27 protein-coding genes are annotated in these 24,418 nt (G+C 74.5%); 15 read left to right on the forward strand and 12 right to left on the reverse strand.

What is annotated here, in order from left to right; genetic code table 11:
• Window positions 1-84 precede the first annotated feature (84 nt).
• Both KPL59_RS00940 and KPL59_RS00945 read left to right on the forward strand, forming a co-directional pair.
• On the forward strand, window positions 85-543 hold the full coding sequence (locus KPL59_RS00940; RefSeq protein WP_020622580.1) for a low molecular weight protein-tyrosine-phosphatase: 459 nt from the start codon (window positions 85-87) through the stop codon (window positions 541-543).
• The gene (locus tag KPL59_RS00945; RefSeq protein WP_226359608.1) at window positions 540-1,397 is read left to right on the forward strand and encodes a fructosamine kinase family protein; all 858 of its coding nucleotides are present in this window, start codon (window positions 540-542) and stop codon (window positions 1,395-1,397) included. The genes KPL59_RS00940 and KPL59_RS00945 overlap by 4 nt, the downstream gene beginning before the upstream one ends.
• Window positions 1,398-1,406: 9 nt before the next feature.
• On the opposite strand, the gene KPL59_RS00950 is transcribed toward KPL59_RS00945, so the two are convergent.
• Both KPL59_RS00950 and KPL59_RS00955 read right to left on the reverse strand, forming a co-directional pair.
• Window positions 1,407-2,684, reverse strand: coding sequence for a cyclopropane-fatty-acyl-phospholipid synthase family protein (locus KPL59_RS00950; protein WP_226359609.1), 1,278 nt, complete (start codon window positions 2,682-2,684; stop codon window positions 1,407-1,409).
• Window positions 2,685-2,721: 37 nt separating this feature from the next.
• Window positions 2,722-4,086, reverse strand: coding sequence for an FAD-binding oxidoreductase (locus KPL59_RS00955; protein ID WP_226359610.1), 1,365 nt, complete (start codon window positions 4,084-4,086; stop codon window positions 2,722-2,724).
• A gap of 121 nt (window positions 4,087-4,207) precedes the next feature.
• On the opposite strand from KPL59_RS00955, the gene KPL59_RS00960 reads away from it, so the two are divergent.
• Window positions 4,208-4,912: a dienelactone hydrolase family protein gene (locus tag KPL59_RS00960; protein ID WP_226359611.1), complete on the forward strand. Its 705-nt coding sequence runs from the start codon at window positions 4,208-4,210 to the stop codon at window positions 4,910-4,912.
• Window positions 4,913-4,918: 6 nt separating this feature from the next.
• On the opposite strand, the gene KPL59_RS00965 is transcribed toward KPL59_RS00960, so the two are convergent.
• The 6 genes from KPL59_RS00965 to KPL59_RS00990 form a co-directional block, all read right to left on the reverse strand.
• Entirely contained in the window at window positions 4,919-5,944 is a 1,026-nt protein-coding gene (locus KPL59_RS00965; RefSeq protein ID WP_226359612.1) for an aldo/keto reductase, read from the reverse strand.
• Between the two features lie 4 nt (window positions 5,945-5,948).
• Complete coding sequence (locus tag KPL59_RS00970; protein ID WP_226359783.1) at window positions 5,949-7,430, reverse strand: AbgT family transporter; 1,482 nt, start codon at window positions 7,428-7,430, stop codon at window positions 5,949-5,951.
• A gap of 50 nt (window positions 7,431-7,480) precedes the next feature.
• Window positions 7,481-8,467, reverse strand: coding sequence for a PHB depolymerase family esterase (locus tag KPL59_RS00975; RefSeq protein ID WP_226359613.1), 987 nt, complete (start codon window positions 8,465-8,467; stop codon window positions 7,481-7,483).
• Window positions 8,468-8,688: 221 nt separating this feature from the next.
• The gene (locus KPL59_RS00980; protein ID WP_226359614.1) at window positions 8,689-9,453 is read right to left on the reverse strand and encodes a creatininase family protein; all 765 of its coding nucleotides are present in this window, start codon (window positions 9,451-9,453) and stop codon (window positions 8,689-8,691) included.
• Window positions 9,450-10,112 (reverse strand): FadR/GntR family transcriptional regulator, encoded by a 663-nt coding sequence (locus tag KPL59_RS00985; RefSeq protein ID WP_075305698.1) that lies wholly within the window; start codon window positions 10,110-10,112, stop codon window positions 9,450-9,452. The genes KPL59_RS00980 and KPL59_RS00985 overlap by 4 nt, the downstream gene beginning before the upstream one ends.
• 162 nt (window positions 10,113-10,274) lie before the next feature.
• Window positions 10,275-11,375, reverse strand: coding sequence for an alpha/beta fold hydrolase (locus KPL59_RS00990; protein ID WP_226359615.1), 1,101 nt, complete (start codon window positions 11,373-11,375; stop codon window positions 10,275-10,277).
• A gap of 84 nt (window positions 11,376-11,459) precedes the next feature.
• Between KPL59_RS00990 and KPL59_RS00995 the strand changes: the two genes are divergently transcribed.
• Window positions 11,460-12,605, forward strand: coding sequence for an acyl-CoA dehydrogenase family protein (locus tag KPL59_RS00995; RefSeq protein WP_226359616.1), 1,146 nt, complete (start codon window positions 11,460-11,462; stop codon window positions 12,603-12,605).
• Here the strand turns inward: KPL59_RS00995 and KPL59_RS01000 are convergent.
• The 4 genes from KPL59_RS01000 to KPL59_RS01015 are packed head-to-tail and all read right to left on the reverse strand — an operon-like array spanning window position 12,595 to window position 16,884.
• A complete protein-coding gene (locus KPL59_RS01000) occupies window positions 12,595-13,821 on the reverse strand; it encodes a PLP-dependent aspartate aminotransferase family protein (protein WP_226359617.1) in 1,227 nt (408 codons plus the stop codon). The two genes, KPL59_RS00995 and KPL59_RS01000, sit on opposite strands and share 11 nt — an antisense overlap.
• Before the next feature lie 8 nt (window positions 13,822-13,829).
• Window positions 13,830-14,726 carry an ABC transporter ATP-binding protein gene (locus KPL59_RS01005; protein WP_226359618.1) on the reverse strand — a complete coding sequence of 299 codons (897 nt, stop codon included), beginning with the start codon at window positions 14,724-14,726 and terminating at the stop codon, window positions 13,830-13,832.
• Window positions 14,723-15,832, reverse strand: a complete 1,110-nt coding sequence (locus KPL59_RS01010; RefSeq protein WP_226359619.1) for an iron chelate uptake ABC transporter family permease subunit — start codon at window positions 15,830-15,832, stop codon at window positions 14,723-14,725. Before KPL59_RS01010 ends, KPL59_RS01005 begins: the two co-directional genes overlap by 4 nt.
• Entirely contained in the window at window positions 15,829-16,884 is a 1,056-nt protein-coding gene (locus KPL59_RS01015; protein ID WP_374111578.1) for a FecCD family ABC transporter permease, read from the reverse strand. Before KPL59_RS01015 ends, KPL59_RS01010 begins: the two co-directional genes overlap by 4 nt.
• A gap of 130 nt (window positions 16,885-17,014) precedes the next feature.
• Between KPL59_RS01015 and KPL59_RS01020 the strand changes: the two genes are divergently transcribed.
• The 11 genes from KPL59_RS01020 (at window position 17,015) to KPL59_RS01070 (ending at window position 24,410) form a co-directional block, all read left to right on the forward strand.
• Entirely contained in the window at window positions 17,015-17,737 is a 723-nt protein-coding gene (locus KPL59_RS01020; RefSeq protein WP_226359620.1) for a dihydrofolate reductase family protein, read from the forward strand.
• Window positions 17,738-17,835: 98 nt separating this feature from the next.
• A complete protein-coding gene (locus KPL59_RS01025) occupies window positions 17,836-18,330 on the forward strand; it encodes an Asp23/Gls24 family envelope stress response protein (RefSeq protein ID WP_226359621.1) in 495 nt (164 codons plus the stop codon).
• 2 nt (window positions 18,331-18,332) lie between these two features.
• On the forward strand, window positions 18,333-18,626 hold the full coding sequence (locus KPL59_RS01030) for a hypothetical protein (protein ID WP_064485611.1): 294 nt from the start codon (window positions 18,333-18,335) through the stop codon (window positions 18,624-18,626).
• An 18-nt stretch (window positions 18,627-18,644) separates the two neighbouring features.
• Window positions 18,645-18,989 carry a hypothetical protein gene (locus KPL59_RS01035; protein WP_226359622.1) on the forward strand — a complete coding sequence of 115 codons (345 nt, stop codon included), beginning with the start codon at window positions 18,645-18,647 and terminating at the stop codon, window positions 18,987-18,989.
• Window positions 18,986-19,162 (forward strand): hypothetical protein, encoded by a 177-nt coding sequence (locus tag KPL59_RS01040; RefSeq protein WP_020622970.1) that lies wholly within the window; start codon window positions 18,986-18,988, stop codon window positions 19,160-19,162. The genes KPL59_RS01035 and KPL59_RS01040 overlap by 4 nt, the downstream gene beginning before the upstream one ends.
• Window positions 19,159-19,587, forward strand: a complete 429-nt coding sequence (locus KPL59_RS01045; RefSeq protein ID WP_226359623.1) for a hypothetical protein — start codon at window positions 19,159-19,161, stop codon at window positions 19,585-19,587. The genes KPL59_RS01040 and KPL59_RS01045 overlap by 4 nt, the downstream gene beginning before the upstream one ends.
• Before the next feature lie 56 nt (window positions 19,588-19,643).
• Window positions 19,644-20,192, forward strand: a complete 549-nt coding sequence (locus KPL59_RS01050) for a DUF6286 domain-containing protein (protein WP_075305690.1) — start codon at window positions 19,644-19,646, stop codon at window positions 20,190-20,192.
• Window positions 20,192-20,881 carry an alkaline shock response membrane anchor protein AmaP gene (locus KPL59_RS01055; protein ID WP_226359624.1) on the forward strand — a complete coding sequence of 230 codons (690 nt, stop codon included), beginning with the start codon at window positions 20,192-20,194 and terminating at the stop codon, window positions 20,879-20,881. Before KPL59_RS01050 ends, KPL59_RS01055 begins: the two co-directional genes overlap by 1 nt.
• 67 nt (window positions 20,882-20,948) lie before the next feature.
• On the forward strand, window positions 20,949-21,701 hold the full coding sequence (locus tag KPL59_RS01060; RefSeq protein WP_226359625.1) for an SDR family NAD(P)-dependent oxidoreductase: 753 nt from the start codon (window positions 20,949-20,951) through the stop codon (window positions 21,699-21,701).
• A gap of 48 nt (window positions 21,702-21,749) precedes the next feature.
• Window positions 21,750-23,327 (forward strand): alpha/beta hydrolase, encoded by a 1,578-nt coding sequence (locus KPL59_RS01065; protein ID WP_226359626.1) that lies wholly within the window; start codon window positions 21,750-21,752, stop codon window positions 23,325-23,327.
• Window positions 23,328-23,726: 399 nt separating this feature from the next.
• The gene (locus KPL59_RS01070; protein WP_060712497.1) at window positions 23,727-24,410 is read left to right on the forward strand and encodes an ABC transporter permease; all 684 of its coding nucleotides are present in this window, start codon (window positions 23,727-23,729) and stop codon (window positions 24,408-24,410) included.
• Window positions 24,411-24,418 lie beyond the last annotated feature (8 nt).

Raw genomic sequence — 24,418 nt, forward strand, 5'->3', positions numbered from 1 at the left:
TGCCCTGTGGACAATGGTCCACGCCAGCCCGCCCGAGGCGTCAGGGTCGACGTCGGCACCCCCGCTCCCCGGAGGAACGTCGCAGTGAACGTCGTCTTCGTCTGTACCGGCAACATCTGCCGGTCCCCGATCGCCGAGAAGATCCTGGCCGCCGAGGTCGAGGCCGCCGGGCTGGCCGACCGGGTGCGGGTGACCAGCGCCGGGACCGGTCACTGGCACATCGGGCAGCCGATGGACGACCGCGCCGCCGAGGTGCTCGCCGAGCACGGCTACGACACCACCCACAGCGCCCGCCAGGTCGACTCGGAGATCCTGTCCGCGGACCTGCTGGTGGCGCTGGACATGGGGCACCTGCGGACCCTCGAGCAGTCGGTGCCCGATCCCAAGCGGGTCCGCCTGCTGCGCTCGTTCGACCCGGCGGCGCCCGCGGGCGCCGAGGTGCCCGACCCCTACTACGGCGGTCCGGACGGGTTCGCCGAGGTCCACGCCATGATCGAGGCGGCGATGCCCGGCCTGGTCGAGTACGTCACCCGGAACGCATGACCGACCGCGTCGCCCGGCTGACCGGCCGCGCGGTGCGCGAGGGCCCGGCCGGCCACCCGCCGCGCGCGACCCTGGACGACGGCACCGTCGTCGTGGTGAAGGACTCCTCGGCCGACCCGGGTGCGGCCAGGGCCGAGGCCGCGGGGCTGCGCTGGATCGCGGTGCCGGGCGGGCCACCGGTCCCCCGCGTGTTCGGCGCCGACGACGCGCTCCTGGTCACCGGGCTCATCACCCCGGGCCGGGCGACGCCGGCCGCAGCCGAGCGGTTCGGCCGGGAGCTGGCGACGTTGCACGACGCCGGGGCCGACGCGTTCGGTGTCCCGCCGCCGGGCGGACCGGAGCTGGCGTGGATCGGTCGCACGCGGATGACGAACCGTCCCCACGACGGCCCCTGGGGCGACTGGTTCGCCGCCGACCGGGTGCTGCCCTACCTGCGGGCCGCCCGGGACCGCGGCTCCCTCGACCCGGCCGGGGCCGCCGTCGTCGAGGCGGTGTGCGGACGGATCGGCACCCTGGCCGGTCCGGCGGAGCCGCCGGCCCGGCTGCACGGCGACCTGTGGTCGGGCAACGTGCTCTGGGGTCCCCGCGACGACGGGGACGGGGACGGCGCCGCGTGGCTGATCGACCCGGCCGCGCACGGCGGGCACCGGGAGTCCGACCTCGCGATGCTGGACCTGTTCGGGCTGCCGCACCTCGACGTCGTCCTCGCCGCCTACGACGAGGCCGCCCCGCTCGCCGACGGGTGGCGCGAGCGGGTCGACCTGCACCAGCTGTTCCCGCTGCTGGTGCACGCGGTGCTGTTCGGGGGCGGATACGGCGCGCAGGCCGTCGCGGCCGCGCGCCGTCTCCGCTGATCCCCGGTCTCAGTACGCCCCGTGCTCCCCGCGCAGCGGGAACCCGGACCGACCGCCGTCTTCGAGCTTGACGCCCAGCACCTGGTGGAGCTGGATGTTGTTCAGCTCGAAGCCCAGCCGGCACGCGGCCATGTAGAGCCGCCACACCCGGGCCCGGCCGACGCCGACCTCGGCCACGGCGTCGGTCCAGTTGCGCTCCAGGTTCGTGCCCCAGTCGCGCAGCGTCATGGCGTAGTGCTCGCGCAGGTTCTCCTCGTGCCGGATCTCGAACCCCGCCTCGTTCATCGCGTCCACCAGCACCGCGACCGGCTCCAGCTCCCCGTCGGGGAACACGTAGCGGTGGATGAACGGGTCGGTGTGGCGGTGGTCGGGCCGGTACGGCTGGGTGATGCAGTGGTTCAGCATCCGCCCGCCCGGCCGCAGCTTGGCGTACATCGACGCGAAGTAGGAGTCCAGGTTGGACTTGCCGATGTGCTCGGTGAGGCCGATGGAGGACACCGCGTCGTACACGCCGTCGGGGACGTCGCGGTAGTCGAGGTGCCGGACCTCGGCCAGGTCGGACAGCCCCTCGCGGGCGATCGCCTCCTGCGCCCAGGCGGCCTGCTCCTTCGACAGGGTCACCCCGAGCGCGCGGACGCCGTGCTCGCGGGCGGCGTGGCGGACCATGCCGCCCCAGCCGCAGCCGACGTCGAGCAGGCGCATCCCCGGCTTCAGGTCCAGCTTGGTCGCGACCAGCTCGTACTTGGCGGCCTGCGCGGTCTCCAGCGACGCGTCGGCGTCGGGGTAGGCGGCACAGGTGTAGGTCATCGACGGGCCGAGCACGAACTCGTAGAACCGGTTGGACACGTCGTAGTGGTGCGAGATGGCCTGCGAGTCGCGCCGCTTGGAGTGCAGCAGCCCCTTGGGGCGGGCCTCCAGGTCGGGCGGCGGCATCCGGTGCTCGCGCCAGTAGGGCAGCAGCCGCCGCGCGAGCCACAGCTGCTCCCGGCGCGGGATCGAGTGCAGCGTCACCTCCGACATCGCGCGCAGCGCGGTGTAGAGGTCCCCGTCGACGTCGATCTCCTCGGTGACGTAGGCCCGGGCCAGCCCGAGCGAGCCGGGTGCGCTCACCAGCCGGGCCAGTGCCCGGGGCGAGTTCACCCGCAACGTGACCGGGGCGTCGTCGGGTCCCGTCCGCGACCCGCCGAACGCCTCCACCCGCAGCTCACGCGTCGAGCCCAGGACGCGGGACAGGATCCCCGCCACCGGCTCGAGCGACGCGGTCCGCTGTTCCAGCACTCCTGTCATCGCCGATCCCCTCCCGTGTCGATCCTCGCGGTGCCCCTCAGCGGCCGGTGACCTTCCGGAACAGGTCGGGTGCCCGACCGTCCGGGTCGTACCGCTGCTTCACCGCGCGGTAGGCCGCACCGTTGTAGTGGGCCCAGAACTCGTCCTCGCCGTAGTGCACGGTCGAGTACAGCGACTTGTGCCCGCCCAGGTCGGCGACACACTCCTCGATCAGCCGGTTGTGTGCCCACCGGTCACCCGGTTTCTCCGGCACCGACGACCAGAACCCGACGTTGACGTAGAGCCGGCCCGGCTCCATCGGGTAGAGCGGCCAGGTCCGTTCGCCCCGCAGCTGCAGCGGGCACAGCCACACCGGCAGCACCGGGATCTCGCGGTGGAAGAACTCCAGGAACTCCGGGAGCCGCTCGACCGGGATCTCGACGTCCTGCACGACCATCTCCTCGGCCGTCCCGCCGAGGGCCTCGCGGACCCGGTTGGACGCGCCGTAGCGCTGGTCGAGGGCGACGAGGCGGCGGTAGACGTCCGACCGGCGCCAGCGGCGCGGCCAGAACCGGCGCACCACCGGGTGCTGCACGCCGAACGCCCGCGAGCACCAGAACCAGTCGGTGTCCCAGCGCCACAGGTAGTCGTGCACGGTGAGGTGGTCGACGGGGCGGCGCTGGAGCGACCGGTAGAACACCTCCTGGCCGGTGTAGTCGGAGATCCGGGCGCCCGGCATCGGCGCGTCGACGAACTCACCGGTGGTCAGGTACTGCTCGTCGGGTCCGAACACGACCCCGTCGAGGAAGTCGATCTCCCCCGCGGCGACGAACCGCTCGATCGCCGCCGACGCGGCGGACGCGGTCGGGTAGCGGTGGTGGGTGAGCTTCACGAAGGGCTTCACCGGGGCCAGCTCGACGACCAGCCGGACCGCGTAGCCGAGCGTGCCGTAGGAGTTGGGGAACGCCGCGAACAGGTCGGCGTGCTCGCCGTCGGGGGTGACGTGCAGCAGCTCCCCGGCCGGGGTGAGCACGTCCATCTCCAGCACCGACTCGTGCGGCAGCCCGGCGTGGAACGACGTCGACTCGACACCGAGACCGGTGACCGCTCCCCCGAGGGTGATGGTCTTGAGCTGCGGGACGACCAGCGGCATCAACCCGTGGGCGAGGGTGGCGTCCACGATGGTCTCGTAGGTCGCCATCCCCTGGACCTCTGCGGTACAGCGCTCCGAGTCCACACCGAGCACACCGTTCAGCGCGGAGGTGTCGAGTCGGCGCGCGGCGGCCCCGGTGTCGCGGTCACCGAACCGGAACAGGTTCGACGACGGTTTCCCCAGCTGGACGGCGCCGGCTCCGGCGCGCGCCCGGCGCAGGTTCTCCACCGCGGCGTCGTGCGCGGTGCGGGTGGCGGTCCCGGCGAGCATGGCGGTGACGATAGACCCATATCGTTTGCGACGCTCAAGATTAACGGAGGGTCCTCCGTCACAGGGGCGCGACGATCTTCCCGGCGGGCGGCACCGGCACCGTCGTGATGTCATCGCCCGCGTGGCACACACCAACGAGAACCCCGCGCAGAACGTCACCTTCCCCTCCGGTGGAGGCACCGCGCACGGCTACCTGGCCCGCCCCGACTCGGGGTCCGGGCCCGGCCTGATCGTCATCCAGGAGTGGTGGGGCCTCACCGACCACATCGTGGACGTCACGAACCGGTTCGCCGCCGAGGGCTTCGTCGCGCTGGCGCCCGACCTCTACGGCGGACGCACCACCCACGACTCCGACGAGGCCGGCACGCTCATGGCCGAGCTGCCGGTCCAGCAGGCGGCCACCGACCTGGCCGGAGCCGTGGAGTACCTGCTCGGGCGCGACGACGTGACCTCCTCGGCCGTCGGCGCCGTCGGCTTCTGCATGGGCGGCGGCTTCGTGCTGGTCCTCGCCGCGCAGCAGGGCGACAAGGTCGCGGCCGCGGTGCCGTTCTACGGCGTCCTGAAGGAGGACTACCCGTCGTTCGCGAACCTGACCGCGGCCGTGCAGGGCCACTTCGGGTCCGAGGACACCATGGCGACGCCGGACGCGGTGAGCTCGCTCGCCGACCGTATCGAGTCCGAGTCCGGCACCCGCCCGGAGTTCCTGCAGTACCCGGCCGGGCACGCCTTCTTCAACGACGAGAACCACATGGGGACCTACGACGCCGAGCAGGCGGAGATCGCCTGGACCCGCGCGACGCAGTTCCTGCGCGAGCACGTGAAGTAGGCGCCCTCACCGCCGGGAGAACAGCTCCCGCGCGACGGCGGGCAGCGTGGCGGGTCCGGTGCGCAGCCGGACCCGCTGCGCGGCCGCGGTGAGACCGGCGTACTCGTCGGAGGTCAGCACGATGTCCGCCGCGGCCACGTTGGACTCCAGCTGCGCCACGCTCGACGCACCGGGGATGGCGACGGTGTTCGGGTGGTGCACCACCCACGCCAGCGCGACCTGCGACGGCGGCGCGTCGTGCGCGGACGCGACGTCGCGCAGGGCGTCGGTGAGCGGGGCCAACGCGGCCAGGTTCTCCGGCAGCCACTCCGGCTTGCTGCGGCGCACCGCGTTGGTGGGCCGGTGGTCGGCGTCGTAGCGGCCGGTGAGCAGTCCCTGGGCGAGCGGGCTGTAGGCCATCACGATGCGTCCGTGCGCGGCGGCGTGCGGGACGAGGGCCCCGGCGGGCAGGCGGCGCAGCAGGCTGAACTCGACCTGGTTGGACAGCACCGGTCCGCCCAGCGCCTCCTCCGCGGCCAGCCAGCGCTCCAGCGAGTACGACGAGACACCGGCGTCGCGCACCAGGCCGGTCCGCTGCAGCTCGGCCATGCCGCGCATCGCCGACACGTCGCCGATCAGCGGGTGCGGCTTGTGCACCTGGTAGAGGTCCAGCTCGGCCACCCCGAGCCGGGCGGCGGAGGCGACCGCGCGCCGGCGCAGCACCGGCCCCAGGGGCAGGACCGGGAAGAACTTCGTCGCGATCACGACCTCGTCGCGCCACCCGGGGCCGCCGCAGGCACGCAGCGCGTCGCCCAGGATCCGTTCGCTGCGCAGCGGGCCGTAGAGCTCCGCGGTGTCGAACACGGTGACACCCAGCTCGCGGGCACGGGCGACGATCCGCCCGGCCTCCAGCGCGTCGCCGTAGCCCCACTCGCTCGTGCCGAACTGCCAGGTGCCCAGCCCCATCACCGACCAGCGTCGTGATCCGGAAGCGAGGCCGTCGAGGTACCGCACCTGCGCAGTGTCCTCCACGCCGCCGGGGCCCGCCCGCACCCCGCTACCGCACGGGAGCCCCCGGTCCCAGCGGGATCCCCAATGCCCACCAGGCGAAGAACAGCAGGGTCCAGACGACCGTCATCGCGATCGCGAGCGGGAGCGTGTACGACGCGAGCGTCCCGATGCCCGCGTCCTTGCGGTACCGCTGCAGGAACCCCAGCGCCATGATGAAGTACGGGCTCATCGGGGTGATCGCCGTCGAGCCGGAGTCGGCGATCCGGAACAGCGCCTGGGTGGTCTCGGGCGGCACGTCGACCAGCATCAGCATCGGCACGATCACCGGCGCCGCGATCGACCACATCGCCGTCCCGCTGGTCACCATCACGTTCACCACGGTGAGCACGGCCAGCACCATCAGGAACACGACCGGGATCGGGACGCCGGTGGTGCGCAGCGCGTCCGCGGCGACGACGGCGAGCACGTCCCCGACATGGGTCCAGTCGAAGTAGGCCAGGAACTGGGCGATCGCGAAGAACAGCGCCAGCACCGGGGCCATCTGCCGGATCCCGTCGGCCATCAGCTTCGGGACGTCCGCGGCGGTGGTGATCGTGCCGACCGCGCGCCCGAAGACCGTGCCGAGCAGGCCGAACAGCAGCGCGATGACCGCGCCGATCCCCTCCACCAGCGGGGACTCGACGATCGACCCGTTCTCCCCGCGCAGCGGCGACCACTCCGGGGCCATGACCGCGACGAGCAGCACCGCGAAGGCCAGCAGCACCCAGCCGGCGCGGCGCAGGCCGGACCGTTCGGCCGCCGACAGGCTCAGGCCGGCGACGTCGTCGTCGGGGGCGTCCGGGTCGGGGTCCAGGTCCGGGCGCTCGGCCAGGACCAGCCGGGTCACCAGTGTGATCACCAGCGCGAGCACGACCGAGGAGGCGATGTTGAAGAACCAGTTGCCGACCGGGGTCACCACGACCTCCGGGTCCACGATCCGGGCCGCGGCGGTGGTGATGCCGGCGAAGATCGCGTCGTTCGGGGTGGGGACCGGGCTGGCGTCGTAGCCCGAGGCGATGGCGGTGTAGGCGACGACGATCCCGAGGATCGGCGAGCGGCCCACCGCGCGGAACGCGAGCCCGCCCAGCGGCACCAGGATCACGTACGCCGCGGCCGACGCGACGTGCGCGACGGTCCCGGCGAACGCGACCGCGAACACCACCAGCGACGCCGGCACCCGGGCGACCCCGGCCCGCATGGCCGCGGCGAGCAGCCCGCTGCGCTCGGCGACGGCGACCCCCATGATCACCGTGACGATGGTGGCCATCGGTGGGAACTGCGCGAAGTTGTCGATCATCGACGAGACGGCCATGGCGAGGCCGTCGCCGGAGAGCAGGTTCCGCACCGCGACCGGCTCGCCGTCGGGTGCCACCACCGCGACGCCCGCCGCCGCCAGTCCCGCGCTGACCACGGCGAGGATCGCCGACAGCACCCAGAACAGCCAGAACGGGTGCGGCAGCGCGTTCCCGACGCGTTCGACGACGGCCATCGCCCGCACCAGCCGGGGCAGCTCCCGGTCCGACGTGCCGGCGGGCGCGCTCACCGCGGACCCCCGAGCCCGAAGAAGTCCCCGATCAGCGCGGTGGCGCGCACGGTCTGTGTCGTGACGCCGCCGCCGGAGTAGGCGGTCGCGCCGGGCCAGGTGTGCCCGCCGCCGTCGACGGCGACGTGCGCCACCCGGGCTCCGTCGCGGCAGCCCCGCCAGGTCGCGATGGTGACGTCGGGCTCGATCCGGCGGGTCTGCGGGCGGGCCCGGCAGCCGTCGCGGGCGACCCACTCGGCGACCTTCGCCGGGATCGCGGGCAGGCCGCGGTCGGCGTCGCCGGTGTAGGGGATCGTGGCGTCCCCGGTGCCGTGCACGAACAGCGCGGGGACCGGGCGGCCGAGCCGGCACGGCGGCTCGCCGGCGCGGTAGTAGGCGCCCGCGACCGGGGCGATCGCGGCGATCCGGTCGGACATCCGGCAGGCCAGGATCTCGGTGAAACCGCCGCCGTTGGACTTGCCGGTGGCGAAGACCCGGCCGGGGTCGACGCAGAGGGTGGACTCCAGGTCGTCGAGGAGGTCCCCGGTGAAGGCGACGTCGTCGACGCCCGGCGCCGAGTACGGAGCGCCCTGCCAGGAGCGCTTGCCCTCTCCCCCGGGGACCCCGTCGGGATAGGCGACGACGGCCGGCAGCCCGGACAGGCCGGAGAAGTTCTCGGTGGTGGCGCCGTCGTTGCCGCGGACGTGGAAGACCAGGACCACCGGGGTGGGCCGGTCGGGGCGGTAGCCGTCGGGCAGGTGGACCCGCACGCTGCGTTCCCGGCCGCCGCTGTCGATGGTGCGGACCGCGGTCGTGCCCGCTGCCTGCGGCGGTGTGGTGCCGCAGCCGGGGGTCGGAGCTCCGACCGGTCCTGGGGCCGCGCCGGGGCCGGGTGTGCTGCCGGAGGCGGTCGGGGCGACGGCGGCGCCGGTGGTGAGGGCGGCCGCGACGAGGCAGGCCGTCGCCACGGCACGCAGGCGGGCTCTGCGCGGGCGTCGGGTCACGGCCGCCGGAGCGGACGGCGCCGTCGCGGGTCGTGGCGCTGCGGGTGGTGGCGCAGCGGACGGGCTCGGTGCGGACGGGCTCGGTGCGGACATGGGGGTTCCCTTCGGACGGCGTCGTCGACGGCCGGTGCTGGTCCCGCCCGGTCACGGGCAGGTCGTGCGACGGGGGCGCTGGTGGCGCCACCGCGGGAGTGCTGTGGGTCCGTACGGGTCGGAGGGCGTCAGGCCCTGAGCCACTCCGTGACGAAGTCGGTGATCCGGTCGACGATCGCGGCGACGATCGCCTCGCCGTGCTCCGGGTCGGCCCGGCGGGGTTCGCCGAGGACCCCGTTCTCCGACAGGCGGTCGTAGGGCGCGGTGAGCGTCGGACCACCGCGCCGCCGGGCCAGTGCGCCGAAGGCATCGAGCTCGGTGAGCCGGGTGGTCCCGGCCGCGAGCCGGTCGGTGTGCACCAGATGCGGTGCCACGGCGAGCATCTGCGCCGTCTCGGCCTGGCCGCTGTGCCCACTGACCTCGGGCGGCCCGGCCGCGGCGACGACGTCGGCGGCCAGCGGGGTGAGCGGGCTCCACGCGAACTGCAGGTCCGGACGGGCGGCGAGGAGGTCCTGCGCGACCGTCGCGAGGGTGGCGTCGTTCCCGCCGTGCCCCGTGACCACGCAGATCTTGCGCCAGCCGTGCCGGTACAGGCCCTCGACGTACTCGCGCACGAGCGTGGCGAAGGTCGTGGTGGTCAGGCTGACCGTGCCGGCGAACGCCAGGTGGTGCGGCGACACCCCGACCGGCAACGACGGCCCGACCACCGCGGTGCCGCCCAGTGCCGCGGCTACCCGGTCGCAGACCGCCTCGGCGCGGATCAGGTCGGTCGCGAGCGGCAGCCCCGGCCCGTGCTGTTCGAAGGCTCCCGCCGGCAGCAGCACGACCGGGCTGTCGACGACGGCGGCCGCGGCCTCGACCGTCGTCATCTCCCCCAGGCGTCGCGTGCTCACGCGCCCACCGCCTCGGCGATCGAGGTGAGGTGCTCGCGGCAGAGCCGCTCGGCCAGGTCCGGGTCGCCCCCGCGGACGGCGTCGAGCAGCGCGACGTGCTCGGCGTGGTCGCGCTCGCGGTCGTCGTAGCGGTGCCGGATCTCGACCTGGTCGCGGGCGCGGATGTGCAGCAGCGCCTCCACCGTCTCGCGGAGCAGGGCGTTGCCGCTGGTCGCGGCCAGTGCGACGTGGAAGTGCACGGCCGGGCGGTGGTCGCGGACCGGCGGGTGCAGCGCGTTGGTGACGCTCTCGGCGAGCATCGCCAGCCCGGCGGTGTCACGCTCCCGGGCCGCAGCGGCCGCGATCGACGGTTCCAGGACGAGCCGGGCGCGGATCAGCTCGTGCACGCCGTCGGAGGTCCGCGACGGGCGGTGCGGGTTCGCGAGCAGCCGCCGCCCGACCCCGTCGCCGACGTAGGTGCCCGAGCCGTGCCGGAACTCCACCGCACCGGTGGCCTCCAGGCGTCTCAGCGCCTCGCGGACCGTCGGGGTGGTGACCTCGAACCGTCGCGCCAGGTCGCGGGAGGACGCGAGCTGGTCCCCCGGGCCGAGGTTCCCGGTCCGGATGATGTCCATGATGTCGTCGGCCAGGCGCTCCGACAACGTCTCCCCTGCGGTCATAAAGTGACTAAATCACTTAGCCACCTCACCGGTCAATCCCCCTGCTCGTCGGCGCGCGCTGATCCGTTCGGCGCGCGCGTCCGGACGCACGCGCCGAACGGATCAGCGCGCGGACTGGGGATCAGTGCTCGGGCCGGGAGGCGGCAGGGCCGGCGCGCTCGGTCAGGCGCCGACCGCGGGACCGGCCTCGTCGTCGGGGGCGTCCGCGGCGGCGTCCCAGTCGGCCAGGGCCCGGTCGAGCTCGGGCCAGGTCGTGTCCCGGGCCCGGCGCCCGGTCAGCACGCCCAGGTGCCCGCCCGGCGAGGTCGTGAACCGGACCTCGGGGCTGCCGGTCAGCAGCGGCACGCCGGCGCGGACCGCGCGCAGCGGAGCGATGACGTCGTCCCGCCCGGCGACGACGAGCACCGGCACACCGACGTCGGCCAGCTCCACGTCGCGCCCGCCCAGGCGCAGTCCGCCGCTCGCGAGATCGTTGCTGCGGAGCAGCAGGTGGAACAGCTGCCCGAACACCCGGCCCGGGTACCCGTGCATGTTGCTCATCAGGTGGTCGACGGCCTCGATCTGGGCCAGGCAGTCCCGGTCGTCGATCCGCGACGCGATCGCGAGCGGCTTGGTGACGAGCCGGTCCACCGCGGTCAGCTGGAACGCCCAGCTCACCATCGGCGCCGGGAAGCTGCCGACGACCCGGTAGATCGACGAGACCAGCCGGCCACCGCTGATCTGCGCGAGCGGCCGGAACGGCGCCACCAGCGGCACCCGGGAGATGTCGACCGGGGTGCCGATCGCGGCGACCGAGCGCACCGGCAGCGGGTCGCGTGCCTGCACCGCGGCGGCGACGGTGAGCAGCGCGAAGATCCCGCCGAGCGACCAGGCGACGAGGTGCACCTCGTCGCCGGTCTCCTCGGCGACCCGGCGGACCGTGTCGGGCAGCAGCTCGTCGACCCAGCTCTCGATGCCCAGGGTGCGGTCGGAGAACGACTTGGGCCCGTAGTCGATCAGGTAGACGGTCCGGCCCTGCTGCAGCAGGTGCTCCACCAGCGAGCAGCCGCGGCGCAGGTCGTAGGCGAAGTCCGGGGCACCCAGCGGCGGCACGAGCAGCACCGGCGCACCCTCGGAGGGATCCACGCCGGACAGCGGGCGGTACCGGAACAGGATCCCCTGCGGGGAGCCCACCACCGCGTCCCGCGGCATCCGGCGCAGGTCGGCGAGGTGGCCGACCACGGCCCGGTCCCACACGTTGGCGACGGCGTCCACGAGATCCACGGGCGCACCCTATCGGCACGCGTGGGTCATCGACGGCCCGCGAGGACGACCGGAGTTACCCGTCGGTATGTGAGACTGCCGACCATGCAGCGCGAGATCTTCGACGACGAGCACCACGCGTTCCGTGACCTGTGCCGGACCTTCATCGCGAAGGAGGTCACCCCTCACCACGAGCAGTGGGAGGAGGACGGCCAGGTCGACCGAGCGGTATGGACCGCGGCGGGCGCGGCCGGCCTGCTGGGCACCGCGGTCCCCGAGGAGTACGGCGGGGGCGGGGTCGACGACTTCCGCTACAACGCGATCCTGGCCGAGGAGATCGTCGCGGCCGGTGCGAGCGGCATCGGCTTCCCGCTGCACAACGACGTCGTGCAGCCCTACCTGCTGCGGCTGTGCACCGACGAGCAGAAGAAGCGCTGGCTGCCCGGCTTCAGCTCCGGCGAGCTGATCACCGCGATCGCCATGACCGAGCCCGGGACCGGCTCGGACCTCCAGGGCATCGCGACCAACGCCCGTCGCGACGGCGACGACTGGATCCTCAACGGCTCCAAGACCTTCATCACCAACGGCATCCTGGCCGACCTGGTGATCGTCGTCGCCAAGACCGACCCCGACGCCAAGCACCTCGGCTTCACCCTGTTCGTGGTGGAGCGCGGGATGGAGGGCTTCGAACGCGGCCGCCGCCTGAAGAAGGTCGGCATGAAGGCCCAGGACACCGCGGAGCTGAGCTTCACCGACGTCCGGGTGCCCGACGCGAACCGGCTCGGCGAGGTCGGCCAGGGCTTCATCTACCTCATGCAGAACCTCGCCCAGGAGCGGCTCTCGATCGCCGTCGCCTCGGTGGCGGGCGCCGAGGCCGCGGTGAAGATGACGCTGGAGTACACCAAGGAGCGCAAGGCCTTCGGCCGCCCGGTGGCGAACTTCCAGAACACCCGCTTCGAGCTCGCCGAGATGGACACCGAGGTGTCCATCGCCCGGGTCTTCGTGGACCGCTGCATCACCGAGCACAACGGCGAGGGCGAGCTGTCGGTGCCCGACGCGGCCAAGGCCAAGTGGTGGTGCTCGGACCTGCAGAACCGGGTCGTCGACCGCTGCGTGCAGCTGCACGGCGGCTACGGCTACATGCTCGAGTACCCGATCGCCCGCGCGTTCGTCGACTCCCGCGTACAGGCGATCTACGGCGGCACGAACGAGATCATGAAGGAGATCGTCGGCCGGTCGCTCATCGGCTGAGGCCGCCCACGACGGCGTCCAGGGCCCGCGCGATGTCGGCGACGAGATCGCGCGGGTCCTCCAGCCCCACCGACAGGCGCAGGTGCCCGAGGCGGCGGAACTCCGGCGGGAAGTGCGCCGCCCGGCCGTCGCCACCGGCCCCGACGTGCACGATCAGCGACTCGTCGTGGCCCAGTGACACCGCCGAGGTGATGACGCGCAGGCCCGCGACGAACCGGTTCTGCAGCTCCGGCGGCCCGTCCAGGGCGAAGGCCAGCATGCCGCCGTACCCGCCGTCGAGGGTCCGGGTCGCCAGCGCGTGCTGCGGGTGCGACGCCAGACCCGGGTAGGCCACGTAGGCGACCTCCGGGCGGGACTCCAGGTACTCCACGACCTGCTGCGCGCCGGCGCAGTGCGCGCGCATCCGCATCGGCAGGGTCACCGCGCCCCGGGCGATCAGCCAGGCGTTGAACGGGCTGATGACTCCCCCGGCGTCGACCATCGCGTCGGCGCGGATCCGCTCGACGAGCTCACGGCGGCCCAGCACCGCACCGCCCATCGCGTCGCCGTGGCCGTTGACGTACTTCGTCAGCGAGTGCACGACGAGGTCCGCGCCCCGCTCCAGCGGGCGTTGCAGCACCGGCGCCGCGAAGGTGGCATCGACGCTGAGCAGGGCGCCCGCCTCGTGCGCGATCGCGGCGACGGCGTCGACGTCGGTGATCCGGGTGGTCGGGTTGGCCGGGGTCTCGACGTGCACCAGCCGGGTCCGCGGGCGGATCGCGGCGCGCACCGCCTCCGGGTCGGAGGAGTCGACCAGGGTGGCGGTGATCCCCCACCGGTCCGGCAGCAGCTCGGTGAGCAGCCGGTGGGTGGCGACGTAGGTCACGTCGGAGCTGACGACGTGGTCGCCGGTCCGCAGGAACGTGAAGAACACCGCGTGCAGCGCCGCGACGCCCGAGGCCAGTGCGACCGCGGCGCACCCGCCCGGCGACACCCCGGCCGGGTCCTCCAGGGCGACGAGCTTGTCCTCCAGCCAGCCCTGGTTCGCCCCGCCGTTGCGGGTGTAGAGCCGGGTCGCGGTGCCCGACCAGTCCAGCTCCGAGGGGTCCTCGGGCAGGGCGTAGGAGTTGGCCGCGACGATCGGGCGGCGGATCGCGCCGGTCCCGGCGTCGACGTCGTTGCCCGCGTGCACCGCGCGGGTCGCGAGGAAGGGTGGTCGGTCGTCGCCGGGGGTCACGCCGGAGATCATGCCTCGGCGATCGGCTCCGGGGCGCGCAGCGACGGGCCCGCGTCCGGCACGACCAGCGGGGTGCCGGTGACCGGGTCGGGCAGCACCCGGGCCCGCAGCCCGAACACGTCGGCGAGCAGCTCCTCGGTGACGACCTCGGCCGGAGGACCCGCCGCGACGATCCGGCCGTCCTTCATCGCGACGAGCCGGTCGGCGTAGCGGGCGGCCAGGTTCAGGTCGTGCAGCACCATGACCACGGTGCGACCTGCCTCGGACTGCAGCCGCCGCACCAGCTCGAGCACGTCGACCTGGTGGGCCAGGTCGAGGAAGGTGGTCGGCTCGTCGAGCAGCAGCAGGTCGGTCTCCTGGGCCAGGGCCATCGAGATCCAGGCCCGCTGGCGCTGGCCGCCGGACAGCTCGTCGACCGGGCGCTCGGCGAGGTCGGACAGGCCCGTCCAGGTCAGCGCCTCGGCGACGGCGCGCTCGTCGTCCGAGGACCACTGCCGGTACCAGGCCTGGTGCGGGTGCCGACCGCGGGCGACGAGGTCGCCGACGGTGAGCCCCTCGGGCGCCAGCGGCGACTGCGGCAGGATCCCCAGCACCCGCGCGACCTCCTTGGTCGGGGTGCGGTCGATCCGCTTGCCGTCGAGCAGCACCTGGCCGGCCCTGGCGGGCAGCAGCCTGCCCAGCGCGCGCAGCACGGTGGACTTGCCGCAGCCGTTGGGGCCGATCACGGTGGTGACCGCGCCGGGCAGCACCTCCAGGTCCAGCCCGTCGACGATGGTGCGGTCGCCGTAGCCGAGCGTGACCTGCTCGGCCGACAGCCGGACCTCGCCGGGGCGGACGGGTTCGCCCGCGGTCGTCGTCGGGGAGGCGGTGGCCTCCGCGACACTGATGTCCTCGACGGTGCTCATCGACGGGCCTCCTGGCGGGTGCGGGCGAGCAGGTACAGCAGGAACGGGGCGCCGAGCACCGCGGTCACGATGCCGACCGGGAGCTCGACGGATCCCAGTGCGGTGCGGGCGATCAGGTCGGACAGCACGGTCAGCGCGGCGCCCAGCACGAGCGAGACCCCGATCGGTGGGGTCCCGACCCGGCAGAGCCGGCGGGCGATCTGCGGGGTGACCAGTGCGATGAAGGCGATCGGGCCCGCGGCCGCGGTCGCGACCGAGGCGAGGCCGACGGAGACGAGCAGCAGCGCGGTGCGGGCACCGTTCACCCGCACGCCGAGGCCGCGGGCGGTGTCGTCGTCGAAGCGCAGTGCGCCCAGCAGGTGCACCAGGACCAGCGCCGCGGGCACGAGCACCAGCATCGCGATCGACAGCGGGACGACCTCGTTCCAGCTGCGCGCGTTGAGGCTGCCGTTCAGCCAGACCTGGGCCTGCGCGGCCTGGTAGATCTGCGCGACGGTCAGCAGCCACTGCACCGCCGCGACGAGCACGGCCTGGATGCCGATGCCGATCAGCACCAGCCGGAAGCCCTGGATGCCCTTGCGCCAGGCCAGCACGTACACCGCGACCGAGGCCACCAGCCCGCCGATCAGGGCGGCGAGCGGGATGCCGAGCGAGGCGAACGCGCCGCCGACCCCGGCCGCGCCACCGCCGAGCACGATGACGAACACCGCCGCGGCGCTGGCGCCCCACTGGACACCGATGATGTCCGGGCTCGCCAGCGGGTTGCGGGCGACCGCCTGCAGGATGGCCCCGGACACGGCGAGCGCGCCGCCGACCAGGGCGCCGACCAGGGTGCGCGGCAGCCGCAGCTCCAGCACGACGAGCTGCTGGCCCGCGTCGCCGCCGCCGAACAGCGTCGCCAGCACATCGGTGATCGCGATCGGGTAGTCGCCGCGGCCCATGTTGACCGCGGCGGCCAGCACCAGCGCGGCGGCGCAGACGAGCAGCACCACCGCGGTGCGCACGCGCAGCACACCGGAGAAGCGGCCCGCGCGGACGGCGAGGCGGCCGGGGACGACCACCGTCGAGGGCCGGGGCCCGGTGTCCGGGTCGGTCAGCGTGCTCACACGGCCCCCAGCTTGCGTCGGCGCACCAGCGCGATGAAGAACGGCCCGCCGATCAACGCGATCACGATGCCGACCTGCAGCTCACCGGGGCGGGCCACCACCCGTCCGACGACGTCGGCGAGCAGCAGCACCACCGCCCCCGCGAGCCCGGCGGCGGGCAGCAGCCACCGGTGGTCGGGCCCGGTGAACACCCGCACGACGTGCGGCACGATCAGCCCGAGGAACGCGATCGGCCCGCAGGCCGCGGTGGCCGCACCGGCGAGCAGCGTGATCGCGACGACGCCGACGACCCGGGTCCGGCGGACCGAGTGCCCCAGCGAGGTGGCGACGTCGTCGCCGAGGGAGAGCGCGTTGAGCGCGGGAGCGCTGGCCAGCGCGAGCACCGTGCCCACGAGGATGAACCACACCACCTGGCCGCCGACCGCGGCGTCGCGCCCGGCGAGCGAGCCGACCACCCAGAACCGGTAGGCGTCGAGGCTGGTCTCGTCGAGCAGCACCACCGAGGACGTGCCCGCCTGCAGCAGGAAGCTGACCGCCGCGCCGGCCAGCGCCAGCGAGACCGGGGTGGCGCCGCCGGGTGCCCGGGTGCCGATCACGAACACCACGACGCTGGCGACCAGCGCGCCGGCGAAGGCGAACCAGACGTAGCCGAACAGCGTGCCGACGCCGAAGACGTAGATGCCGATGACGACGAAGAACGCCGCCCCCGCGTTGACACCCAGCAGGCCCGGGTCGCCGAGCGGGTTGCGGGTGAAGCCCTGCACGAGCGCGCCGGCCAGGCCGAGCGCGATCCCGACCAGCAGCCCGAGCAGGGTGCGCGGGATCCGCAGGGAGCGGATGACCACGTCGTTCTCGCTGCCGGTCGGGGCGACCAGCGCGGAGAACACCTCGTTCACCGGGATGACCTTGGTCCCGATCGCGATGCTGGCCAGCACCGCGAGCAGCAGTGCCGCGGCCAGCGCCGCGAGCCCGATCAGCCGCCGGCGGCGCAACGACCGCCGTGGGGGGGCCGGCTGCTGCACCGACGGTGGTCGGACCCGGATCGCGTTCACCTTGCTCGTGGCCCCCTGCTCGACCGGATGCCCCACCCATCCGGTGCGGCTCCGCTCACCATAAGTGAGGCTGCCCTACGACAGAACACCCCCGTGCGTCACGTCGCCCGCACGGCGGGATGCTCGGCGGGTGTCCACCGAGCCCTCCGCGTCCGGTCCCCCGCCCGTCCGGCCGCGGGTCACCGCGGTCATGGTCAGCTCCGCCGACGGTGCCGTGAGCGCGGGCGGGTCCGGCTCCGGCGGCCTGTCCACCCCCGCCGACCGGGACCTGTTCCGCGCCCTGCGCCGGTCCGCCGACTGCGTGCTCGTCGGGGCGGGCACCGCACGGGACGAGGACTACCGCGGGGTCCGGCCGCGCCGTCCCGAGCCGGACGGGCGCCGGCCAGGGCCGCCACCGCCGGTCGTCGTCGTGACCGGGTCGGCCGGGCTGGACCCCGGCGCACGGCTGTTCACCGACACCGTCACCGCACCGGTCGTACTCACCACGGCCGCCGCCCCTGCCGACCGGCGGGCCGCACTCACCGCCGCGGGCGCCGACGTCGTCCTGCTCGACGACCTCTCCCCCACCACGCTGCTCACCGCCCTCGCCCGCCGCGGCCACACCTCCGTGCTGTGCGAGGGCGGGCCGACCCTGCTCGGCGCGCTGGTCGGGGCCGACGTCGTCGACGAGCTGCGCCTCACCCTGGTCCCGGTGCTGGTCGGGGGCCCCGAGAGGCGGATCGCGACCGGGCCGGACCCCCTCCCCGTACCGCGTGCGCTGCGCCTGGCCGGCCACGAGGCGGCGGCCGACGGGACCCTGCTCCTGCACTACGTCCGCGCCGCCGCCGCCATCCCGGCTGAGCCGAACGGGTGAACCGCCGTGAGGGAGGTCCGGGGACGGGCATCTCACGGGGGACATCACACGCACCGCGGCGGGCCCCCACCCGGGGCCGGCCCGTGAGAGGAGCACCGATGACCTCCGGCACCCCGACCACCACCTCCGCCTCGACACCGGCCGCGACACCCGCGGGACGCCTCGCCGAGGGCACCGGTCAGGGCCGCACCACCATCGCCCCGTCCGTCGTGCAGAAGATCGCCGGCATCGCCGCCCGCGAGGTCTCCGGGGTGTACGCGATGGGATCCGGCGCGTCGCGTGCCTTCGGTGCGCTGCGCGAGCGCATCCCCGGCCGCGGCACCAGCGGCGCCTCGACCGTCGCGGGCGTGGCGGTCGAGGTCGGCGAGAAGCAGGCCGCGATCGACCTGGACGTCGTCGTCGAGTACGGCGTCGCCATTGCCGACCTGGCCGCGGCCGTGCGCCGCAACGTCATCGGCGCCGTCGAGCGGATGACCGGGCTGGAGGTCATCGAGGTCACCATCTCGGTGAACGACATCCACCTGGCCGGCGAGGACGACAGCCGGGACGAGGCCCCTGCGGCTCCCGCCCCGACCGGCCGCGTCGTGGAGTGACGGTGCCGGAACGGAGCCCGGCCGTCCTGGCCGAGCTGGTCGCCGAGACGGTCGCCGCGCACCCGTCGGTGGTGCGGCTCGACGGCGGCGCGTTCGGCACCGTCGCGACCTGGCTGCCCGGACGACGGCTGGTCGGCGTCGGGATCGGCCGTGCCGACGATCCGGTCGAGATCGGGGTGGTGCTGCGCCTGGACCGGCCGATCCCGGCTACCGTCGCGGCGCTGCGGGCGTCGGTCGCGCCGTTGGTCGACGGGGTCCCGGTGGACGTGACGGTGACCGACGTGGAGGTCACCTGAGGTGGAGGTGGGAACGGGATGGTCGAGCCGGACCCCGGCGCGCACGGGGGCCTGACCCCCGAACAGCGGTCGGCCTACCGCTCGTTCGTCCGTACCCACCACCCCGACCGCGGGGGTGACCCGGAGGTCTTCCGCGCCGGGCTGGCCCGCTTCCGCGCCCTGGCGGCCGACCCGCGCGCCGGGGCGGCAGACCTCGACGACCCCCGCTACGACGCACCGATCGAGATCGTGCGCGACCTGCCGCTGCCGACCCGGGTCCTGGTGGCCCTGATCCGCACCGTCCGACGTCGCACGCACCCCCGGGTCGACCGGCCCGGCCGGCACTCACCCCGCCCCACCCGTCCCGGAGAGGACATCTCATGAACGCCACCCAGACCGGCCTGCTCGCGGGCCTCCTGCTGGGCGTCGCCGGTGCCACCGGCGGCTTCCTGGCCTTCGTCATCACCCTGGTGCTCGGCATCATCGGCCTGGTGGTCGGCCGGGTCCTCGACGGCGAGCTGGACCTGTCCGGCCTCGGCCGGGGCCGCGACCGGTGAGCACCCTCCCCGACCCCGCCGAGCGCGGCGTCCTGGAGATCGACCCGGCGGTGCTGCGCAAGATCGTCGAGTACGCCGCGGACACCGCACCGGCCACCCGGCACCGCGCCCGGCGGGTCGCCGGGCTCGACGTCGGCGAGTCCGGACCGACCGCCCGGGTGACCCGGCGGCCGGGTCCGGCGCGGGGCACGGTCGGGGTCACCAGCGGCGACACGACCGGCGACGCCGGCGAGGTCGACGTCCGGCTGCGGCTCACCCTGGCCCACCCCGGGTCGGTGCGGGCCGCCGTCGCCGAGGTCCGGGAGCGGATCGACGCCGACCTGCGTCGCACCACAGGGCACCGGCTGCGCGGCCTGACCGTCGAGGTCGAGGCCCTCCGATCGGGGGACGCCGGGCCGCGCCCGGCGTCCCCCCGCGTGCAGTAGACGTGCAGTAGAACCGTCGGACCCGTGACCGAGTCGGAAGAGGGAGGCCGGACCCCGTGCGTGTCCTGCTCCGCGTTCTCGCGCCGCTGCTGAGCCTGGTGGTGGCCGCGATCGGCGCGCTCGTCGTCGTCGAGGTGGTGGCGGCCTGGGTCGGCCGGGTCTCCGGCCCCGGGCTGCTCGTCCCCTGGCGGGACTGGCGCACCACCGTCCAGAACACCCTGTGGACCGCGCAGCCGGTGCTCTGGGTCGCGGTGGGGGTGATCGTCGTCGGGGCCGTGCTGCTGCTCGTCGGGTTGCTCGCCCGGCGCCACGACGTCGCACTCGACGCGCCGTCGCCCGGGCTCACCGTCGCCACCGCGCCGCGGGTGCTGGCCCGCCTGGTCGGCACCCGGGTCCGGGCCGCGGACCCGGTGACCGCAGCCTCGGTGACCGCGTCGGCCCGCTCGGTCGTGGTGAACGCCCGCGGCCGGGGGGACCTCGACGTGCTGCGCGAGGCGGCCCGCGACGCCGCCTCCGGCGTCCTCGACGCGCTTCCCCTGGCCCGGCGGCCGCGCCTGACCGTGCGCGCCACCCCGGACCAGCCGGGCTCGAAGGGAGTGCAGTGATGACCGACGACGCGAGCTCGACCGGGATCCCGGCAGGAGGCTCGCCGGCACCCGCCCTCGCGAACCCGCGCCGCGCGGCGCGGACCGCGCGGCGCGCCCAGTACCGCTCCGCGGGCGGTGCCCGCACCGGCCTCGTCCTCCTCGGCGGGCTGCTGCTCGCCGTCGGCGTGCTCACCGTGCTCCTGGTGACCGGGGTCTTCGGGCGGGGCCGCCCGCAGCGCCCGCTGCTGGAACCGGTGGTCGAGCAGTTCCTGCTGGCCAACGGCACCGCCGCCCGGGTGGTCGCCGTGCTGGCCGGGCTCGTGCTGGTGCTGCTCGGGCTCTGGTGGACCGCCCGGTCGCTGCGTCCGGAACCCCGCCCGGAGCTGGTCCTGGACGGCGGACCGGACACCGAGATCCGGATCGGCGCCTCCGCCGCGGCCGACGCCGTCGCCGACGGCGCTGCCACACTGCCCGGGGTGACCCGGGCCCGCGCCCGGATGGTCGGCAGTGCCGCCGCGCCGGCGGTGCGCGCCACCGTGTGGGTCGACGAGGACGTCGCCGACGGGGAGGTCGCCGAGATCTGCCGCCGCCTCGACGCCGAGATCCTGCCCGCGATCCGCGACGCGCTGGGGATGGCGGACCTGCCCGTCGCGGTGCGGCTGGAGCTGGACGCGGCCCGTCGCGACGACCGCCCACGGGTCTCCTGACCCACCGGCCGGGTGCGTGACCCGGCTCACAGGAGCCGGGCCGGTCGGCGTCCGTACGGTCGTCGGCATGAGTGCAGTGCTGGACGACAGGACGGCCCTCGTCACCGGGGCGGGCAGCGGGATCGGGGCCGCGGTGGCGCGCCGGCTCGTCGCCGACGGGGCGCGGGTGTACGCGGTGGACCTCGCCGAGGACCGGGTGGCCCCGCTGGCCGCCGAGAGCGACCTGGTCACGCCGCTGGGGTGCGACCTGTCCGACCTCGACGCCGTGGAGCAGCTGCCCACCGACGTCGACATCCTGGTCAACAACGCCGGCCGCCAGCACGTCTCGCGACTGGAGGAGTTCGACCGGGTGATGTTCTCGAACATCCTGCGCCTGATGCTGGAGTCGCCGTTCCGGCTGATCCGCCGGTCGCTGCCGCACATGTACGCCCATGGCTGGGGCCGGGTCGTGAACATCTCCTCCGCGCACGGCCTGCGGGCCTCGCCGTACAAGTCCGCCTACGTCTCGGCCAAGCACGGCCTCGAGGGCCTGTCGAAGGTCACCGCGCTGGAGGGTGCCGAGCACGGCGTGACCAGCAACTGCATCAACCCCGCCTACGTGCGCACCCCGCTGGTCGAGGCCCAGATCGCCGACCAGGCCCGCACACACGGGATCTCCGAGGACGAGGTCGTCACGAAGATCATGCTCACCCCGGTGGCGGTGAAGCGGCTGATCGAGCCCGCCGAGACCGCGGAGCTGGCCGCGCTGCTGTGGGGACCGGCGTCGGCGTCGATCACCGGGACCTCGCTGTCCCAGGACGGCGGCTGGACGGCGCGGTAGGAGACCGCTCACCGCGGCCACACCCCGGTGCGGGCATGATCGGTGCTCGTGCGGCGGTGGAGTGTGCTCGGGGTCCTGCTCGCCGCGGTGCTGCTCGCCGGGTGTGCGGTCGGGCCGTCGCAGCGGCCACCGGTGGCGGTACGCGGCGAACAACTGCCCGCCGCTCCCCCGACGTCGGCCGCGGGCCCGCCCGCCGACCCCGACCTGCTGCCGGACTCCGACCCGGTCCGCACCACCGGGTTCACCGACTGCACCGCCGACACGGCCGCGGCACTGACCACGGCCGGCACCCCGCTGCCCGCCGGGCGCCCCCTGACGGTCGGCTGCGCCCGGCTCACCGTGCCCGCCGACCGGGACCGGCCCGAGCTGGGCCCGGCCCGGCTCGGTCTGACCCGGGTCACCACGCCCGGCGCACCGGACGGGCGGCCGGCGCTGGTCGTGCTCGGCGACACCGGCACCGACGGGTCCGCCCGGGCCGCGGTGAGCCTCGCCGCCCGGCTGCCCGCCACGGTGCTCGACCGCTACCAGGTGATCGGCATGGACTGCCGCGGCACCGGGGAGGACCTGCTCGACTGCGCCCCGGTCGACGCGCGAGCCACCCTGCTCGGCGCCGGACCGGACCGCCGCGACGAGGCCGCCATGACGGCACTGCTGGAACGCGCCCGCGAGGTGGTGCAGGACTGCAACCTGCTGCTGTCGGGGACGCTGACCAGCTACCGCGCCGCGAGCGGCGCCGACGACCTGGAGTCGCTGCGGTCCGTGCTGGGCGCGGCCCGGCTGGACCTGCTCGCCGTCGGCGACGGCGCCGACGCCGCGGCCGCCTGGATCGGCGCGCACCCGGGCTCCGTCGGGCGGGTCGTGCTCGACGGCCCCGGTGACCCCACCCTCGACGAGCCCGCCCGGACCGAGAGCACGACCGCGGCCGCGGAGAAGGCCTTCGACGCCTTCGCCGTGGCCTGCACCGCCTCGCCGGCCTGCCCGCTGGGCCCCGACCCGCGCGGCTACGTCGACGAGCTGGTGTTCCGCCTGTCCCGCACCGCCCTGCCGGCCGGCGACGGCGACGCCGTCACCGCGGGCGCGACGCTGCGCGCGGTCCGCTCGGTCCTGTCCCAGCCCGCCCGCTGGCCGGAGCTGCAGTCCGCGCTGGTCGCAGCCGGGGACGGCGACCCGGCGGGTCTGGTCCGCATCCTGGCCCCGCTGGGAGGCCCGCAGGGCCGCTACGACGCCACCCTGGCGACCCGCTGCAACGACAGCCGGGTGCGGGTCACCCCCGGTGAGGCCGCCGACCTGGCCGGGCAGTGGGCGCAGCGCTTCCCGCTGTTCGGCGTCGCGGCGGCGCAGGACCTGGTGGCCTGCGGGCCGTGGCCCTCGGGCGGGCCGGTCACCCCGGCGGTGCCGCAGGGCGCTCCCCCGCCCCCGGTCCTCGTGATCGGGACCGCACAGGACCCGCGTTCGCCGCAGAGCGGCGCCGAGCGGACCGCCCAACAGCTCGCGACGGGGCGGCTGGTGCGCTGGCAGGGCAGCGGGACCGGGGCGTATCCGCGCACCCCGTGTGTCACCGGCCTCGTGGACCGGGCGCTGCTGACCGGCCGGGCGCCCTCCCAGCCCGTGGTCTGCCCGCCGTAACCGCGTGCTCCGGGCGGCTCACGCTGGGTGGAGCCGGACCGCGACGAAACCGGCGCAGAAGGTCACGATTGCGTATCCGCCGCTTTCCGGTGCGGTTGCGGGAACAGCGATGCCGCCCATCCCCACCTGCGACGACGGTGGCACGAAACGTTTCCGGAATGCCGACGCCATCGGCCCGGAACGGTCCGCTCGACTTACCGCCCCCACCGTTCTGCGGCTAGGCTCCGTCGGGCGAGCGGGAGGCCGCAGGTCATGCCCACCGCACCGGTGGGCGCACGCGAACTCCCGGTCACGTCGTTCGGGTGGGTGTAACGCCGAACGGACCCGACGACGAGTGGTGCGGAAGGACCGTGTCCCTGCCCCGAGCGGCGGACACGGCCCCCGGGCGGAAGGAGCACGGTGGATTTCTTCACCTATGTCGGCACCCAGCTGAACCAGTTGGTGTTCTACGGCCAGCAGCATTTCCTGCTGGTCGCGATCTCGGTCGGAATCGCGGTCGTGATCTCGTTGGTGGCGGGCACCCTGCTGCACACCAATCGTCTGACGCCCGAGTCGTGGAGCCGCCCGATCCGCGCGGGCTCCCGCGAGGCACTGCTGATCGTGTTCTCCGCCGCGCTGACGATCCCGTCCCTGGCACTGTTCGGCCTGCTGCAGCCGATCCTGGGGCTCGGCGTCACGCCGTCGCTGACGGCCCTGACGATCTACGCGATCTACCCGGTGCTGCGCAACGTCGTCGCCGGGCTCTCCTCGGTGGACGACGCCGTCCTCGAGTCCGCCCGCGGGATGGGGATGGGCTCGGTCCGCCGGATGGTCACCATCCAGCTGCCGCTGGCCTGGCCGGTGATCCTGTCCGGCATCCGGGTCGCGGTCCTGATCATCATCGGTATCGCGGTCGTCGCCGGCGCCATCAACGGCCCTGGCTTCGGCTCCTCGCTCTTCCTCGGCCTGCAACGGCTGGGATCGGTCAACTCGTTCAACCAGGTTCTGGCGGCCACGCTCGGCTGCCTCGTCGTGGCTGCGGTCTACGAGGTCGTCTTCTGGATCGTGCAGCGCTTCACCACCCCGAGGGGGATCCGTGTCTGATTCCGGCA

The sequence above is a fragment of the Pseudonocardia sp. ICBG1142 genome, assembly GCF_020496255.1.
Classification (GTDB): domain Bacteria; phylum Actinomycetota; class Actinomycetes; order Mycobacteriales; family Pseudonocardiaceae; genus Pseudonocardia.